General features: G+C 46.0%; 11 protein-coding genes. 9 read left to right on the forward strand and 2 right to left on the reverse strand.

What is annotated here, in order from left to right; translation table 11 throughout:
* Window positions 1-71 precede the first annotated feature (71 nt).
* Genes Q1X33_RS04520 through cydC form a run of 4 tightly spaced genes read left to right on the forward strand, consistent with a single transcriptional unit; the run spans window position 72 to window position 5,986 of the window.
* On the forward strand, window positions 72-1,502 hold the full coding sequence (locus Q1X33_RS04520) for a cytochrome ubiquinol oxidase subunit I (RefSeq protein WP_005226527.1): 1,431 nt from the start codon (window positions 72-74) through the stop codon (window positions 1,500-1,502).
* The gene (gene cydB / locus Q1X33_RS04525) at window positions 1,499-2,518 is read left to right on the forward strand and encodes a cytochrome d ubiquinol oxidase subunit II (protein WP_005226530.1); all 1,020 of its coding nucleotides are present in this window, start codon (window positions 1,499-1,501) and stop codon (window positions 2,516-2,518) included. Before Q1X33_RS04520 ends, cydB begins: the two co-directional genes overlap by 4 nt.
* Window positions 2,515-4,236 (forward strand): thiol reductant ABC exporter subunit CydD, encoded by a 1,722-nt coding sequence (cydD, locus tag Q1X33_RS04530; RefSeq protein WP_005226535.1) that lies wholly within the window; start codon window positions 2,515-2,517, stop codon window positions 4,234-4,236. Before cydB ends, cydD begins: the two co-directional genes overlap by 4 nt.
* Entirely contained in the window at window positions 4,229-5,986 is a 1,758-nt protein-coding gene (gene cydC / locus Q1X33_RS04535) for a thiol reductant ABC exporter subunit CydC (RefSeq protein WP_005226537.1), read from the forward strand. The genes cydD and cydC overlap by 8 nt, the downstream gene beginning before the upstream one ends.
* 54 nt (window positions 5,987-6,040) lie before the next feature.
* Here the strand turns inward: cydC and Q1X33_RS04540 are convergent, their stop codons facing one another.
* Entirely contained in the window at window positions 6,041-7,021 is a 981-nt protein-coding gene (locus tag Q1X33_RS04540) for a polyprenyl synthetase family protein (RefSeq protein ID WP_005226544.1), read from the reverse strand.
* Window positions 7,022-7,114: 93 nt separating this feature from the next.
* Here Q1X33_RS04540 and Q1X33_RS04545 point away from each other — a divergent pair, with 93 nt between their 5' ends.
* The 3 genes from Q1X33_RS04545 to Q1X33_RS04555 all read left to right on the forward strand — a co-directional run bounded on the left by Q1X33_RS04545 (window position 7,115) and on the right by Q1X33_RS04555 (window position 10,336).
* Window positions 7,115-8,017: a prenyltransferase gene (locus Q1X33_RS04545; RefSeq protein WP_005226546.1), complete on the forward strand. Its 903-nt coding sequence runs from the start codon at window positions 7,115-7,117 to the stop codon at window positions 8,015-8,017.
* Window positions 8,018-8,048: 31 nt separating this feature from the next.
* Window positions 8,049-9,257 (forward strand): NAD(P)/FAD-dependent oxidoreductase, encoded by a 1,209-nt coding sequence (locus tag Q1X33_RS04550; protein ID WP_005226547.1) that lies wholly within the window; start codon window positions 8,049-8,051, stop codon window positions 9,255-9,257.
* Window positions 9,258-9,394: 137 nt separating this feature from the next.
* Window positions 9,395-10,336, forward strand: coding sequence for an FAD:protein FMN transferase (locus Q1X33_RS04555; protein ID WP_005226548.1), 942 nt, complete (start codon window positions 9,395-9,397; stop codon window positions 10,334-10,336).
* 63 nt (window positions 10,337-10,399) lie between these two features.
* Here the strand turns inward: Q1X33_RS04555 and Q1X33_RS04560 are convergent, their stop codons facing one another.
* The gene (locus Q1X33_RS04560) at window positions 10,400-11,314 is read right to left on the reverse strand and encodes a LysR family transcriptional regulator (protein WP_005226549.1); all 915 of its coding nucleotides are present in this window, start codon (window positions 11,312-11,314) and stop codon (window positions 10,400-10,402) included.
* A 262-nt stretch (window positions 11,315-11,576) separates the two neighbouring features.
* Between Q1X33_RS04560 and Q1X33_RS04565 the strand changes: the two genes are divergently transcribed.
* Both Q1X33_RS04565 and Q1X33_RS04570 read left to right on the forward strand, forming a co-directional pair.
* Complete coding sequence (locus tag Q1X33_RS04565) at window positions 11,577-12,182, forward strand: NADPH-dependent FMN reductase (protein WP_005226550.1); 606 nt, start codon at window positions 11,577-11,579, stop codon at window positions 12,180-12,182.
* Between the two features lie 18 nt (window positions 12,183-12,200).
* A complete protein-coding gene (locus Q1X33_RS04570; RefSeq protein WP_005226551.1) occupies window positions 12,201-14,627 on the forward strand; it encodes a flavocytochrome c in 2,427 nt (808 codons plus the stop codon).
* Window positions 14,628-14,645: the final 18 nt, after the last annotated feature.

Raw genomic sequence — 14,645 nt, forward strand, 5'->3', positions numbered from 1 at the left:
ATTCGAAGTTGGAATTTTTCTTTATTTAGAATTATTTTAATGTACTTTTTTATGAAATAGGAGGATGTAGGATGGATATTGTGACACTAGCGCGAATCCAGTTTGCGATGACGACGATTTTTCACTTTTTCTTTGTACCGTTTTCGATCGGAACTGGTGTCGTCGTTGCAATTATGGAGACACTTTATGTGATCAAAAAAGATGAAAAATATCGCCGGATGACGAAGTTTTGGGGGAATATTTTTCTATTGAGTTTTGCTGTCGGGGTCGTGACAGGGATCATTCAAGAATTTCAATTTGGGATGAACTGGTCAGACTATTCTCGTTTTGTCGGGGATATTTTTGGTGCGCCCTTGGCTTTAGAAGCTTTGTTGGCGTTCTTCTTAGAATCGACGTTCTTAGGATTGTGGATCTTTACATGGGATCGGGTCAGTCCTAAGCTGCACGCCACCTTTTTCTGGTTGGTGACGCTTGGTTCGATGCTATCGGCGTTTTGGATCTTAGCTGCCAATAGTTTTATGCAGCATCCAGTGGGGTATACCTTGAACAATGGCCGGGCAGAAATGACTGACTTCGGTGCATTATTGGCAAATCCACAAGTGTGGTATGAGTTTTTACACGTGATCACCGCAGCCATCACGATGGGCGGAATCATTGTTGCTGGCTTATCAGCCTTTCGTCTATTGAAGAAAGACAAAGACATTGACCGCGATTTCTTCAAAAAATCAATGCGGATCGGTTTTGCGGTGGCATTGTTCGGTTCATTCACCGTCTTGCTAGCCGGGGATGAACAAATGAAATACTTGGTTGAAGAACAACCAATGAAATTTGCCGCAATGGAAGGAACTTATGAAGATACCGGGAGTCCTGCGGCTTGGACTGTCGTTGCTTGGGCGAATGAAGCGGAACATCACCAAGTCTTCGGTATTTCGATTCCATATATGTTGAGTATCTTAGCCTTCAATGAACCCTTCGGCTCAATCGATGGGATGGATACGGTCAATCAGCAATTGATTGAAACCTACGGCGACCGTAATTACTACCCGCCGGTCAACACACTCTTTTGGAGCTTCCGGATCATGGCTGGTTTTGGTGCCTTGATGCTGTTGGTTTCTGGTCTGGGGTTGTATTTTACGCGTAAGAAGAAACCGTGGCTCTTTGAAAAACGCTGGCTGCTTTGGGTAGTGGCGATCACTTTGTTCACCCCATTTATTGCCAATACAGCTGGTTGGTTGATCACGGAGTTAGGACGTTACCCATGGACGGTTTACGGCTTGTTTACGATCGAAGATAGTGTGTCACCAAACGTTTCCGTGACCTCACTCTTGATCTCAAACATCGTTTACTTCCTCTTGTTCTCTGGCTTAGGTGGAACGATGGTCTATCTGGTGAAACGGGAAATGGATCATGGACCTGAAAAAGAGGCCTTCGGTGAAATCAGCCAAGGAGACAACCAAGAAGGGTACGAAGACCCATTTGATAAGGAGGCGTTTGAAGGATGACCGGTCTGCAATTACTATGGTTCACGTTGATTGGGCTTTTATTTTCTGGCTTCTTCTTCTTAGAAGGGTTTGACTTTGGTGTGGGGATGTCTGTGCAGACATTGGCTCACAATGAAGAGGAAAAAGACCAGATCGTTAAAACGATCGGGCCTGTCTGGGATGGCAATGAAGTGTGGCTATTGACCGCCGGCGGAGCGATGTTCGCCTCGTTTCCATACTGGTATGCTTCTTTGTTCAGCGGTTTTTATTTGATTTTGTTATTGATCTTAGTCGGGTTGATCATTCGCGGTGTTTCCTTTGAGTTTCGAGCGAACTTCCCGAAAGAACACAAAAACATTTGGAACTGGACGTTGACGATCGGCAGTACGATCGTACCGTTTTTCTTCGGTCTGATGTTTGTCAGCATGATCCAAGGAATGCCTTTGGGTGAAGATGGCAACATGACGGCAACCTTTACGGATTACGTCAATCCCTTTTCAATCGTTGGCGGTATCGCGTTGACTTTGTTGTGCTACTTGCACGGATTAAACTATATCGCTTTGAAAACGGAAGGTCCGATTCGGGCACGGGCACGCAACTATGCAAGTATTTTTTATGGCATCTTATATGCAGGCTTAGTCGTCTTTGCTGTGATGCTTTACTTCCAAACGGATTTCTTCGAAAATCATTTTGCGACAACGCTTGGTTTGTTGCTCGTGATCGTTGTACTGACACTGATTGCAAATATCGGCGTCTTTAAAGGCAAAGAAATGATGGCTTTCATTGCGAGCGGCTTGACGTTGATCGCTTTGGTGGCATTGATCTTCACAGGGTTATTCCCAAGAGTCTTGATCAGTTCGATCGATTCAAGCTATGACCTGTTGATCGCTGATGCGTCTTCAAGCCGCTACACATTGAAGATCATGAGTTATCTTTCACTGACGATCTTGCCTTTCGTCTTGGCCTATACGGCTTGGAGTTACTATATCTTCCGTAAACGGATCAGTCATACGGAGGCGTTGGAGGGGTATAAATGATTGATAAACAAATCATGAAGCTCCCAGGAATGAAACAACTTTTAGGGCTGCTTGCGGGACTTTCGTTCCTGCAGGCGCTCTTCATTATTGGGCAGGCGTATGGATTGGCACGTGCCATCACTGGCTTATGGGAAGGACGACCATTAGAGGAACAGTGGGGCTGGATTCTGCTGTTCTTTTGTTCGTTTATCGCCCGACAAGCCGTTATCTATTTCCGTTCCAAAAGACTCGATGATTACAGTTACCAGCAAGCCGCCGATCTGCGGGATCAATTGTTGGAGAAATTGTTTCGGGTCGGTCCTCAGATCGCACAACAGCAAGGGACGGGGAATGTAACAACGATGGTCTTGGAAGGGATCAACCAAGTCGAAAACTACTTGAAATTGATTCTTGCCAAAATCATGAATATGTCGATCATTCCTTGGGTCATTTTGGCACTCGTTTTTTATCTGGATTGGGAATCCGGCTTGGTCTTGCTGTTGGTGTTCCCCTTGATCATCATTTTTATGATCATCTTGGGCTATGCCGCGCAAAGCAAAGCGGAAAAACAATACCGAACGTTTCAATTACTGTCCAATCATTTCATCGACTCCCTGCGAGGGATCGACACGCTGAAATTGTTTGGGGTCAGTAAAAAATATGGCAAGAGTATCTTTGCTTCCAGCGAACGGTTTCGGAAAGCGACGATGGCTTCATTAAAAGTCGGTATTTTATCGACCTTCGCCTTAGACTTTTTCACGACCTTATCGATTGCCGTCGTGGCAGTCTTGCTAGGCTTGCGGCTGATCAATGAAGGAATCTTGCTGTTTCCAGCGTTAACCATCTTGATTTTAGCACCAGAATACTTCTTGCCGATCCGCGACTTTTCCAGTGATTACCATGCAACCTTAGACGGAAAAAATGCGATGACTGCGGTGACGGAAATCTTGCATCAGCCCGAAGCCCAAGTACCGGCAGTAACGGTGCCTCGTTGGCAGGAAGACGCCCAGTTAACGATCGATCAGCTGGCGTTTTCCTACGAGGAAAAAGCGGCTTTGACGGATATCAACTTGAACGTGACTGGCTTCAAAAAGATTGGGATCATCGGTCTGAGCGGTTCTGGCAAGTCTACCTTGATCAATACTTTGAGTGGCTTTCTCGTGCCAGACAGTGGCGAGATCACTCTCGGAGGGGCCAAGACCACGGCCTTTCGCCAAGCAAGCTGGCAAGAACAGCTGATTTATATTCCGCAAAATCCTTATATCTATCGGTTGACCTTGCAGGAAAATGTCGCGTTTTATCAGCCGACAGCTACCAAAGAAGCCGTACTGAAAGCCATTGAAGTGGCAGGCTTGACTGAGCTTTTAGCAGAGCTGCCGCAAGGGTTGGACACGATGTTAGGAGAAGGGGAACGGCATCTAAGTGGCGGACAAGCCCAACGGATCGCTCTAGCCCGTGCCTTTTTAGACCAGCAACGAAAGATTCTTTTGTTTGATGAACCAACGGCTCACTTGGATATTGAAACCGAAGTTGCCTTAAAGGAACGGATGCTACCGCTGATGGAAAACCGTTTAGTCTTTTTTGCAACCCATCGCTTGCACTGGATGGAAGAAATGGATGAAATCATCGTGATGGATCAAGGAAGAATCGTGGAACAAGGAACCTTGGCACAACTGCAGCAAAAGCAAGGTGCTTTTACAGAACTAGTCAATGGAATGAGGAGGGAACAGCTTGAATAAAATCGGCTTATTGCGCTCGTTGAAAACTGATACGTGGGTCAAGCCTTTCTTGTCAAAATACAAAAACGTTTTGGCGCTGGCCTTATTCCTAGGCTTCTTGACCTTTTTCTGTGGTGGGGCACTGATGTTTAATTCTGGGTACCTGATCAGCCGCTCGGCATCGATCCCAGAAAACATTCTATTGGTTTACATCCCCATCGTACTGACCCGAGCGTTTGGGATCGGCCGTCCAGTCTTTCGCTATTTGGAACGGTTGACCAGTCATAGCTGGGTCTTGCGCATGACCTCTAATTTACGATTGAAATTGTACAACGTAGTAGAAAAAGATGCGATCTTCTTTAAGCAAGCGCATCGCACAGGGGATATCTTGGGCTTATTGGCAGAAGATATCAACCATATACAAAACCTGTATTTGCGGACGATCTTTCCTACCGTGATCGCTTGGATCTTGTATGCGTTCTTGATCATTGGACTCGGCTATTTTTCTTGGTGGTTTGCTTTGGTGATGCTGCTGCTATTAGGGATCATCGTCTTTGTCTTGCCGCTTTGGTCGGTGATCATCAACGGCGCGCGGCAAGAAAAGCAAAAACACATGAAAAACAACTTGTATACGACACTGACGGATAATGTATTAGGGGTTTCTGATTGGGTCTTCTCTCAAAGAGGCAGCGAGTACGTGGCTGCCCATAAGGAACTGGAAACGCAGTTGCGGGCGGTGGATGAACAGATGCTGTCCTTTGATCGCCGGCGTGATTTTCTTTTACAAAGCATCTTTGGAGTGATCGCTGTCGCATTGCTGCTTTGGACCAGCATTCGCTTTCCAGGTAACCACGGAGGAGCAGCCAACTGGATCGCTGCCTTTGTCCTGTGTGTCTTTCCTTTAGTTGATGCATTTGCGCCATTACCGTCTGCTGCTCAAGAAACCAATCGCTACAAAGACTCTATCGATCGCTTCAATGCATTGCCAGAAGAAAATCGCCAAGTCTCCATGGAGCAACCGTCAGTACCTGAAGTGACGGGCCTCGTGTCGATCACAGCCAAGGACTTGCATTTTCAGTATCCTGAAGGCAAAGAAGTGCTTCATGGGCTGGATCTAACGATTCCTGCGCATCAAAAACTAGCTATCCTTGGTCGCAGCGGTTCTGGGAAAAGTACATTTGCCTCCTTGTTGCGAGGCGATCTGCAACCGACGCAAGGGTCGATCACCTTAAACGACGTGCCTGTGACGGCATTGAGTGAGTCGATCAGTGACTTGATCGGTGTCATCAATCAAAGTCCCTATCTTTTCCATACGACCGTCTTGAATAATATTCGGCTAGGCAATGAGTCGGCTTCGGAAGAAGAAGTCTGGCGCGTACTGGAGCAAGTCGGGTTGAAAGAAATGGTGGCAGCTTTGCCTAACGGCTTGGCGACGATGGTGGATGAAGCCGGCTTGCGTTTTTCTGGTGGAGAACGGCATCGTTTGGCATTGGCGCGGATCTTGCTAAAAGACACTCCGATCATCTTATTGGATGAGCCAACCGTCGGCTTAGACCCGATCACGGAGCAAGGTGTGCTCGAAACCTTTTTCCAAGTGCTGGAGAACAAAACGATCATTTGGATCACCCACCACTTGCAAGGAATTTCGATGATGGACCGTGTGCTCTTTATTGAAGATGGTCAGTTGACCATGAGCGGAACACCTGCCGAATTGGCAGCAGAAAACAAACATTTTCAACACTTATTGGCCATTGACCAAGGACGACGATAAAAAAGAGCGTCCATCAATCAGTGATGGACGCTTTTCTTCTCATTGCTCTATGGCTCAGTAATTGCGCTGCAAGAGCAGTTCAGTTAATGAACGAATTTTGGCTTTGCTAGGTGCTTCGGGCAGCAGATCGATGTCGTCTAAGGCTTTTTGCGTGTAGGTGACCGCGAAAGCGCGCGCTTTTTCGACACCGCCGTAACGAACGACAAGATCCGCAACTTCTTGGGCTTCTGCCAAGGAGAGTGCTGCTTTTTTATTCAAATAAGGAGCGAATGCTGCAGGTGCCTGTTCTTTGGCAAATAGCAGCGGTAAGGTATAGACCCCTTGCGCCAAATCTTCTAGAATCGGTTTTTTCAAAGTGCCGCTATCAGAGGTGTAGTCGAGAATATCGTCGAATACTTGAAAGGCGATCCCGATGTTGCGACCGATCTCACCCGCCCGCTCTTGGTTTTCTGTGTCGAGGCCGCCAAAATGAGCGCCTTCGAGACAAGCGAGCCAAAACAGTTCAGCGGTTTTGCCGTTGATGCTTTGCAGATAGTCGTCAATCGATTCATGGATGTTGTAGCGAGTGTGCATTTGATCAAGTTCACCTAAAAGGAGTCGTTTCATGGCTTGTGCGTTGGTTTTTAAAAACGGGGAGCCATTCATACTTTCGATCAAAAGCTCAAAAAATTGGGTGAACAAAAGATCACCCGTGTAGACCGCGATATCCTTGCCGTATTTGGCTTGAACAGTGACTTGACTGCGCCGCAGCGGCGAATCGTCAATGATGTCGTCGTGGATCAAAGTGGCCATGTGTAAAATTTCTAGAGAAGCAGCAATTTTTGTTAATTGGTCGGTTTTTTTATAATGGGGATCGCCTAAGTCAGCAAACAAAAAAAAGAGCGCTGGCCGCAGCATTTTTCCACCTGAATAAGTAAAGTCGATCAAAACATCTTGTATCTCTTTGTTACGAACAGTAACGTGTTCTTCAATGATGGAACATACGGTTTTCAATCGTTGTTCGATCGTCGGATAATCGATCCAAAAGTCAAACATAGTATAACCCTTTCTAACAGTCATTCAGCCCTTATTCTAGCGTAAAGGGGCGTGATTGACTAGTTTAATGCACTCACTAAAGGAGGTGAAGTTGTGACGCTACCTGTATTTTTAGAACTCGTCGAATTTAAAGCAAAAACCGCCAGTATTTTGCCATTTTTCATTGGTGTCTGCTACAGCTGGTACAATTATCAAACGATTCATCTTGGCTATGTCCTATTGTATTTCATTGCCATGCTGATCTTCAATATGGCGGTGGATATTTTAGATAACTACAACGATTACCATCATGCCACAGAAGGGCATGATTACAAAGAAAAAACCAATATCATTGGTCGGGAACAGTTGTCTGTCAAATTGGTTTTTTGGTTGATGGTCTCCATGATCATCGTTTCCGCCGCCATGGGAATCGCCTTGGCAATGGTGGTTGGTTGGCCGCTCTTTTGGATGGGGCTGTATTGTTACCTAGTCGGGATCTTTTATTCCTCTGGTCCACGGCCGCTTTCTAGTTTGCCTTTAGGCGAGTTCTTTTCTGGCTTTACGATGGGCTTTATGATCTCGTTGATCTGTGTCTACCTTAATGCCTATCAAACCTTTGAATGGAACATTGCCACGATTGGCAGTATTTTCTTGATCTCATTACCCAACACATTATGGATCGCCAACTTGATGCTGGCAAACAACATTTGTGATCTGGAAGAGGATGAAAAAAATGAGCGCTATACGCTGGTGCATTACCTTGGTAAAGCCCGTGCGTTGAAATTATTTATCACGATGAACGTCTTGGCGTTTGTTGCGATCATTGCCTCAGTTGCCCTCAACATTGCGCCTTGGTCACTGGTTCTGACCTTTTTCGCGGCGCCCTTTGTCTGGCAGCAGACAAAACGATTTATGCAAAAACAAATCAAAAGAGAGACCTTCATTTGTGCCGTTCGGATCCTTGCGGTCGGAGCATGCGTACAAGTGCTGAGTTTTGCGATTGGTTTGATTTTATAATTTTTACAGCAAAGAAAGGAAGTAAGGAAACATGAAGGAAGTTGTCATTTTAGGAGCAGGGTATGCTGGATTGCGAGCATTGCACGTACTGCAAGGAGCAAAAGAAGCGTTTCACATCACATTGATCGACAAAAACGATTATCATTATGAGGCAACCGATCTTCATGAAGTTGCGGCCGGTACGCAACCAAGAGACCGCATTTGCTATCCCATCAATGATGTCGTTCGTCCCCAAAAGACTACCTTTGTTCAAAAGGAAGTGGCGTCGATCGATCGTAACCAACAAGTGATCGTTTTTAAAGATCAATCCACGTGCACCTATGATTATTTGATCGTGGCGTTAGGCTTTGAATCAGAATCATTTGGGATCCCTGGTGTCGAGGAGCATGCGTTGGAAATGGTGGATGTCGACTCCGCAGAAAACATCTATCATCATTTGTTGAAACAAATGAAGGCATACAAAGAAACACAAAATCCTGACTACTTAAAAATCGTTGTCTGCGGTGCTGGTTTCACGGGAATCGAATTGCTAGGTTCATTGGTGGAAAACCGTAAAACCTTCGCGAAAGCAGCAGGTGTCAAACCAGAAGACATCAAACTGTACTGTGTCGAAGCAGTGACTCGTTTATTACCGATGTTTGATGAAAAACTATCGGATTACGGGATCAAAAATCTCGTTAAATGGGGCGTAAACTTCCTGACTGGTAAACCCATCAAAGCAATCAAACCAGGTGTCGTTGTCTATCAAAATGATGCCGATACAGGAGCAACAGCAGAATTATCAGCCAAAACCATCGTTTGGACCACAGGCGTCAGCGGCAGCCATGTGATGGCTGAATCAGACTTTTCTGCTCGTCGTGGTCGCGTGATGGTCAATCAAGACCTAACAGACCCTGATCATAGTAACGTCTATGTTGTCGGTGATGTTTCAGCAGTCATGGACCCAGCGACCAATCGCCCGTATCCAACAACGGCTCAAATCGCTTTGAAGATGGGGCAGCATGCGGGTAAAAACATCTTACGTCAAATGAACGGGGAAAAACCAGCAGATTTCCACTTTGAATCATTAGGTTCAGTGGCATCGATCGGCAATACCCATGCCTTTGGCTTAGTAGGGAAAATGGGCATCAAAGGCTATCCCGCTTCCGTGGTGAAAAAAGCCATTATGGACCGTTCCTTGTACCAAACCGGTGGGGTCAAAGAAGTATTGGCGAAAGGCCGCTTCGACTTTTATCATTGAGCAATAGAAACAGCAGACTGCGAGGGTGACCTCGCAGTTTTTTTTCAAAAAAAAGCAGCAGCGGTATCCCGCAGACTACTTTTTTCTCCCAGAAACTGCTATGATAGCCAAAAGAACAGAACAAAGGAGCAAGGACAATGCCAGAATGCCAACGAGTGTTACAGGGAATGGGAACGGTGATCACGATTTGGGTGCAGCATGAAACCCCAGAAGCGATCTTAGAGGAAGCAGCCAAAAGAGCTGCGGCCTTTGAACAGCGTTTTAGTGCCAATGACCCGACGTCGGAGTTGATGCAGATCAATCAGCAGGCAGGACAAGGAGCGATCGCTGCCACACAGGAATTGTTTGAATTGATCGCACGAGGGAAAGCCCATAGCGTACCCAAAGATAGCTACTTAAATATTGCCATCGGTCCTTTGGTGCAGGAATGGCGGATCGGGTTCCAAGATGCCCATCTACCAACGCCTGAGAAAATCGCGGAGCTGCTGCCAAAGACTGATCCTGCCAAGATCATTTTGGATGAAACGCTGCAGACCGTCGGGTTAGCTGCTGGCATGAAGCTTGATCTAGGGGCTGTGGCAAAAGGATATTTTGCTGATTTGTTGATGACCTATTTCAAACAGGTTGGTGTCACAGCCGCTTTGATCGATCTTGGAGGCAATGTGGTGACTTACGGCGATGCCCCGAGCCACCAAGATGGCTATTGGCGGATCGGGATCCAAAACCCTTTCTTACCAAGAGGAAATTTTGTCGCAGCGTTGAAGGTTCGTAATCAATCAGTCGTTACATCAGGGATCTATGAACGAACCTATCAGGTAGCGGGCAAGACCTATCATCATATTTTTGATCGAGAAACGGGCTATCCGTTAGAGTCAGCCATTGCCAGTGTCACGATTCTCTCCGACCAATCGGTTGATGGAGAGATTTGGACGACCCGCTTGTTCGGCAAAGAGCCACAAGCCATCTTGCAGGAGCTGGCGCCGTTAGAAGGGATCACTGGGTTAGTCATTACCAAACAAGGAGAACTGATCTATCCGCAAGAATTAGCCCGTTTGATCGAAACGCCAACAGCAGAATGAAAACAAGCAGCGATCACCTAGGAATATAGGTGGTCGCTGCTTGTTTTTTTGTAAAAAAGAAAGCTAGACGTGTTGCAAAAAGGTCTCGATCAAGTCGGCTTCGCTGTTTGACAATGCCCGTTCGGCTTGATGGGCAATAAAATAGGTGAGGGACAAGAGTTCCTCTGGCATCGGATAAAGATTAAAAGGAGTCGCATTCGCTGCTTGCAGCACGCTTTCTGGTACGATCGCAATCCCAAGGTTGTTTTCTGCCAATGCTGCTGCTGTATAAATATTGCTGCTTTCTATGAGAACGGTCGCCTCTACTTTGTATTTTTGCAGCAATTGATCGATTTGGCGCCGAATCGCCGAGCCGCTGGCAGTCAAAATCAACTGACTTTGCAGCAAGTCTTTGACTGCCAATGAATCAGGTGCTAAATACCGCTTCTCTGGTTGATACAGGGGAGAACAAGGCGGAATGATCGCTAGATACCGTTCTTGATTGGTACTGTGGACTGTTAGATTCGGTGCGATCGTCTCAGGATTTTGTCCGATAAAAAAGTCCAGCTGCCCATTCAAAAGTCGTTTTTCATTGTGCTTCGGCAGGTCTTCCCGTAAGAAAAAGTGTACGTTGGGATAGTGTTCATAATATGCAGGCAAAAAGAGTGGCAGCAGATAGGAACCAAGGCTAGGCAAGATGCCTAAGCGCAAAGAACGCTTCTCGGTCGCGGTATACCAAGACAGCCGACTTTTCAATTTGGCAGACTCTGTTTCCAAGGTTTCCAGATATTGATAATAGATTTTACCAGCTTCCGTCAGTTGAAAATGACCCGGCTGCCGATTGATGATGGGGGTCCCTAGCTCTTGTTCGGCACGTTTCACGGTTTGTGTCAAGTAAGGCTGTGAGATGTAGAGGTCTTTGGCGGCTTTGGTATAGTTGCTATGCTTTAACAAGGTATCGAGGTATTGCAGCATCAGATGGGAATCTTTAAGTGCCATTGCGTGGTCCTCCTAGTCATTTTTTTATTATAACAAATTTGTTATCGATAGATAGTTAAATAAATATTTCACAAATAAAGAATTCAGTCGTACACTAAATGGGTACTTGGGGAAGATTTTTTTGTTTAGAAAGAAGCCTTTCATCTCAGTAGGTCTTAAAAACCAACTTGAGAAACGATTAAAAAAAGAAATCAAAGCCAATGGTCAAAAACTTTTTATTTATTGTTAAATGTTAAATTATTCACAATTAGGAGAGATGATAATGAAATTGATTGGAATCGTAGGAACCAACTCGACGCGTTCGACCAACCGTCGCTTACTGCAATTTATTCAAAGCCATTTTAGTGACCAAGCGGAGATCGAACTTTGCGAAATCAGTGATCTGCCAGCATTTAATGAACCAGAAGATCGGACGGCACCAGCGGCAGTCCAAGCCTTGTCAGAGAAGATCGAAGCAGCAGATGGGGTGATCATCAGTACACCAGAATACGATCACTCGATCCCAGCGGTGCTAAAAAGCATGATTGAATGGCTTTCTTATACGACGCGGCCTTTGATCGATAAACCAGTGATGATCACGGGTGCTTCTCTTGGTGCATTAGGTTCATCGAGAGCCCAAGCCCACTTGCGTCAGATCTTAGATGCACCAGAAGTAAAAGCTCGAATCATGCCGAGTGCGGAATTTTTATTAGGGCACTCCATGCAAGCCTTCGATGAACAAGGAAACTTGATCGATAGCGAAAAAGTTGCCGAACTAGAAGATTGTTTCAATGAATTTGTCTTGTTTGTCGAAATCACGAACCGTCTGGTCAGTGAATATTCAACGGCTAAAGAACGAGCAAAGAAATTTTCGTGGGAACAAGCATAAGAAAGAGAGGAACCAGTCATGAAATTTGTCGGCCTAATCGGAACGAACGCCAAAAAATCCACCAATCGCCAATTAGTGGCGTTTATGCAGCGAGAATTTGCTGCCCTAGCAGAAATTGAACTACTGGAAATCAAGGATGTCCCAATGTTCAATGAAACACAAGATCAAACCAATAGTGAAGTGATTCAACGGTTAAATAGCAAGATTTTAGCAGCCGATGGGGTGATCATTGCGACACCAGAGCATAACCATTCGATTCCTTCCGCATTGAAAAGCGTCTTGGAATGGCTCTCCTTCAATCTCCATCCCTTTGATGGCAAACCGGTAATGATCGTCGGTGCATCCTACGATGTACAAGGCTCTTCGCGAGCACAGCTTCATTTGCGCCAAATCCTTGATGCACCGGGTGTCAATGCGACAGTCATGCCAGGAAATGAGTTCTTGCTGGGACGTGCCCATCAAGCCTTTGATGAACAAGGCAATTTAAAAGATCAACGAACGGTCGATTTTTTGGAAAGCTGTTTCCGCAAGTTCGTTCGGTTTACGGAAGTCGCTAATTTGTTGAACGTACCAGAAGAAGTCGTTTATGAGCCTGGCGAATACACCGTCACAGCACCAGGACATAACGGGGATCTACCAATGGTCGTCAAATTGAGCGAAGAACGGATCGAAGCTATTGATATCGATACTTCTGGTGAATCCGAAGGGATCGCTGATGTCGTTTTCGTACGGATTCCTCAAGAGATCATTGAAGGGCAAACCTTAAATGTCGATGCGATCTCTGGTGCTTCGGTTACTAGTAACGGTGTCGTTGATGGCGTAGCAAAAGCCGTGAAAATGGCTGGTGCGAACCCAGATGTCTTGCGCAAACGGCCAAAAGCCGCCAGTGCTTTGCAAACAGAAGATGAAACGTATACCACCGATGTCGTTGTCGTAGGTGGCGGCGGTGCGGGTCTGAGTGCAGCTGCCAGTGTGCTGCAAGCCAATAAAGATGTGATCTTAGTAGAAAAATTCCCAGCGATCGGTGGCAATACTGTACGTACTGGCGGACCGATGAATGCCGCGGATCCAAAATGGCAAAACGGCTTTTCCGCATTGCCTGGCGAACGCAGTGCTTTAGAAGAAGTGCTGACGATCGATGAGCAAGAGATCGATACAGAATACTTACCAGACTTCAAAGCTTTGAAGGCACAAATCACTGCGTATCTTTCAGAAACGACGCCAGAAAAAGAATACTTGTTTGATTCTGCTTTGTGGCATCGAATTCAAACCTATTTAGGCGGAAAACGCAAAGATTTGAATGGTCAACCGATCTATGGGAAATACGAGCTAGTGAAGATCTTGACGGATCAAGCATTGGACTCAGTGAAATGGCTAGAAGAAATCGGCGTAGAATTTGATATGAACAATGTCGATATGCCAGTAGGAGCGAAATGGCGCCGAGGACATAAACCAGTCAAAAACGAAGGGTATGCCTTTGTCTCTGCTTTGCATCAATTCGTGAAAGAACATGGGGGAACGATCTTAATCGATACGCCTGTCAAAGAATTATTGATCGAAGATGGCAAGGTTACTGGAATCATCGGGGAAGGCCGTAACGGTCAAAAAGTCACGATCCATGCCAAAGCAGTGATTTTAGCTTCTGGTGGGTTCGGAGCGAATACGAAAATGTTGAAACAATACAATACCTATTGGACAGAGATCGAAGACGATATCAAAACGTCAAATTCACCAGCGATCACTGGTGACGGGATCAAACTAGGGGAAAGTGCTGGCGCGGACCTTGTTGGCATGGGCTTTTCGCAAATGATGCCCGTATCTGATCCAAACACAGGGGCTTTGTTCAGTGGCCTGCAAGTGCCACCTGCTAACTTTGTGATGGTCAATCAAAAGGGTGAACGCTTTGTCAATGAATACGAAAGTCGCGATGTATTGACCCAAGCGGCGATCGATAATGGCGGATTGTTCTATTTGATCGCGGATGAAGAGATCAAGAAAACCGCTTATAACACGAGCCAAGAAAAAATCGATAAGCAAGTAGCTGCTGGTACGCTGTTCCGCAGTGAGACCTTGGCTGGTCTGGCAGAGCAGATCAATGTTGATCCAGCCGTCTTAGAGGCGACCGTTGCGAAATACAACAGCTATGTGGATGCTGGGAAGGACCCAGAGTTTGGCAAGGATGTCTTCGACTTGAAAGTGGAAAAAGCACCTTTCTATGCCACACCAAGAAAACCAGCGGTTCACCACACGATGGGGGGATTGAAGATCGATCCGCAAACCCATGTGTTGACGAAGGAAGATCAAATCATTGAAGGGCTGTATGCAGCAGGGGAAGTTGCTGGGGGGATCCATGCTGGCAATCGCTTAGGCGGCAACTCGTTGACAGATATCTTTACTTTTGGCCGAATTGCTGGAAAAACAGCAGTCGCAGAACATCTCGAATAAAAAGCCTTGCGCGTTGTG

The sequence above is a fragment of the Enterococcus sp. B2E4 genome (assembly GCF_030499455.1).
Classification (GTDB): domain Bacteria; phylum Bacillota; class Bacilli; order Lactobacillales; family Enterococcaceae; genus Enterococcus_D; species Enterococcus_D casseliflavus.

Bases quoted from the DNA above. Each gene is read 5' to 3' on its own strand.
- Q1X33_RS04520 (WP_005226527.1), top strand. From the start codon at position 72: ATGGATATTGTGACACTAGCGCGAATCCAGTTTGCGATGACGACGATT.
- cydB (WP_005226530.1), top strand. From the start codon at position 1,499: ATGACCGGTCTGCAATTACTATGGTTCACGTTGATTGGGCTTTTATTT.
- cydD (WP_005226535.1), top strand. From the start codon at position 2,515: ATGATTGATAAACAAATCATGAAGCTCCCAGGAATGAAACAACTTTTA.
- Q1X33_RS04540 (WP_005226544.1), bottom strand. From the start codon at position 7,021: ATGTTTGACTTTTGGATCGATTATCCGACGATCGAACAACGATTGAAA.
- Q1X33_RS04550 (WP_005226547.1), top strand. From the start codon at position 8,049: ATGAAGGAAGTTGTCATTTTAGGAGCAGGGTATGCTGGATTGCGAGCA.
- Q1X33_RS04555 (WP_005226548.1), top strand. From the start codon at position 9,395: ATGCCAGAATGCCAACGAGTGTTACAGGGAATGGGAACGGTGATCACG.
- Q1X33_RS04560 (WP_005226549.1), bottom strand. From the start codon at position 11,314: ATGGCACTTAAAGATTCCCATCTGATGCTGCAATACCTCGATACCTTG.
- Q1X33_RS04565 (WP_005226550.1), top strand. From the start codon at position 11,577: ATGAAATTGATTGGAATCGTAGGAACCAACTCGACGCGTTCGACCAAC.
- Q1X33_RS04570 (WP_005226551.1), top strand. From the start codon at position 12,201: ATGAAATTTGTCGGCCTAATCGGAACGAACGCCAAAAAATCCACCAAT.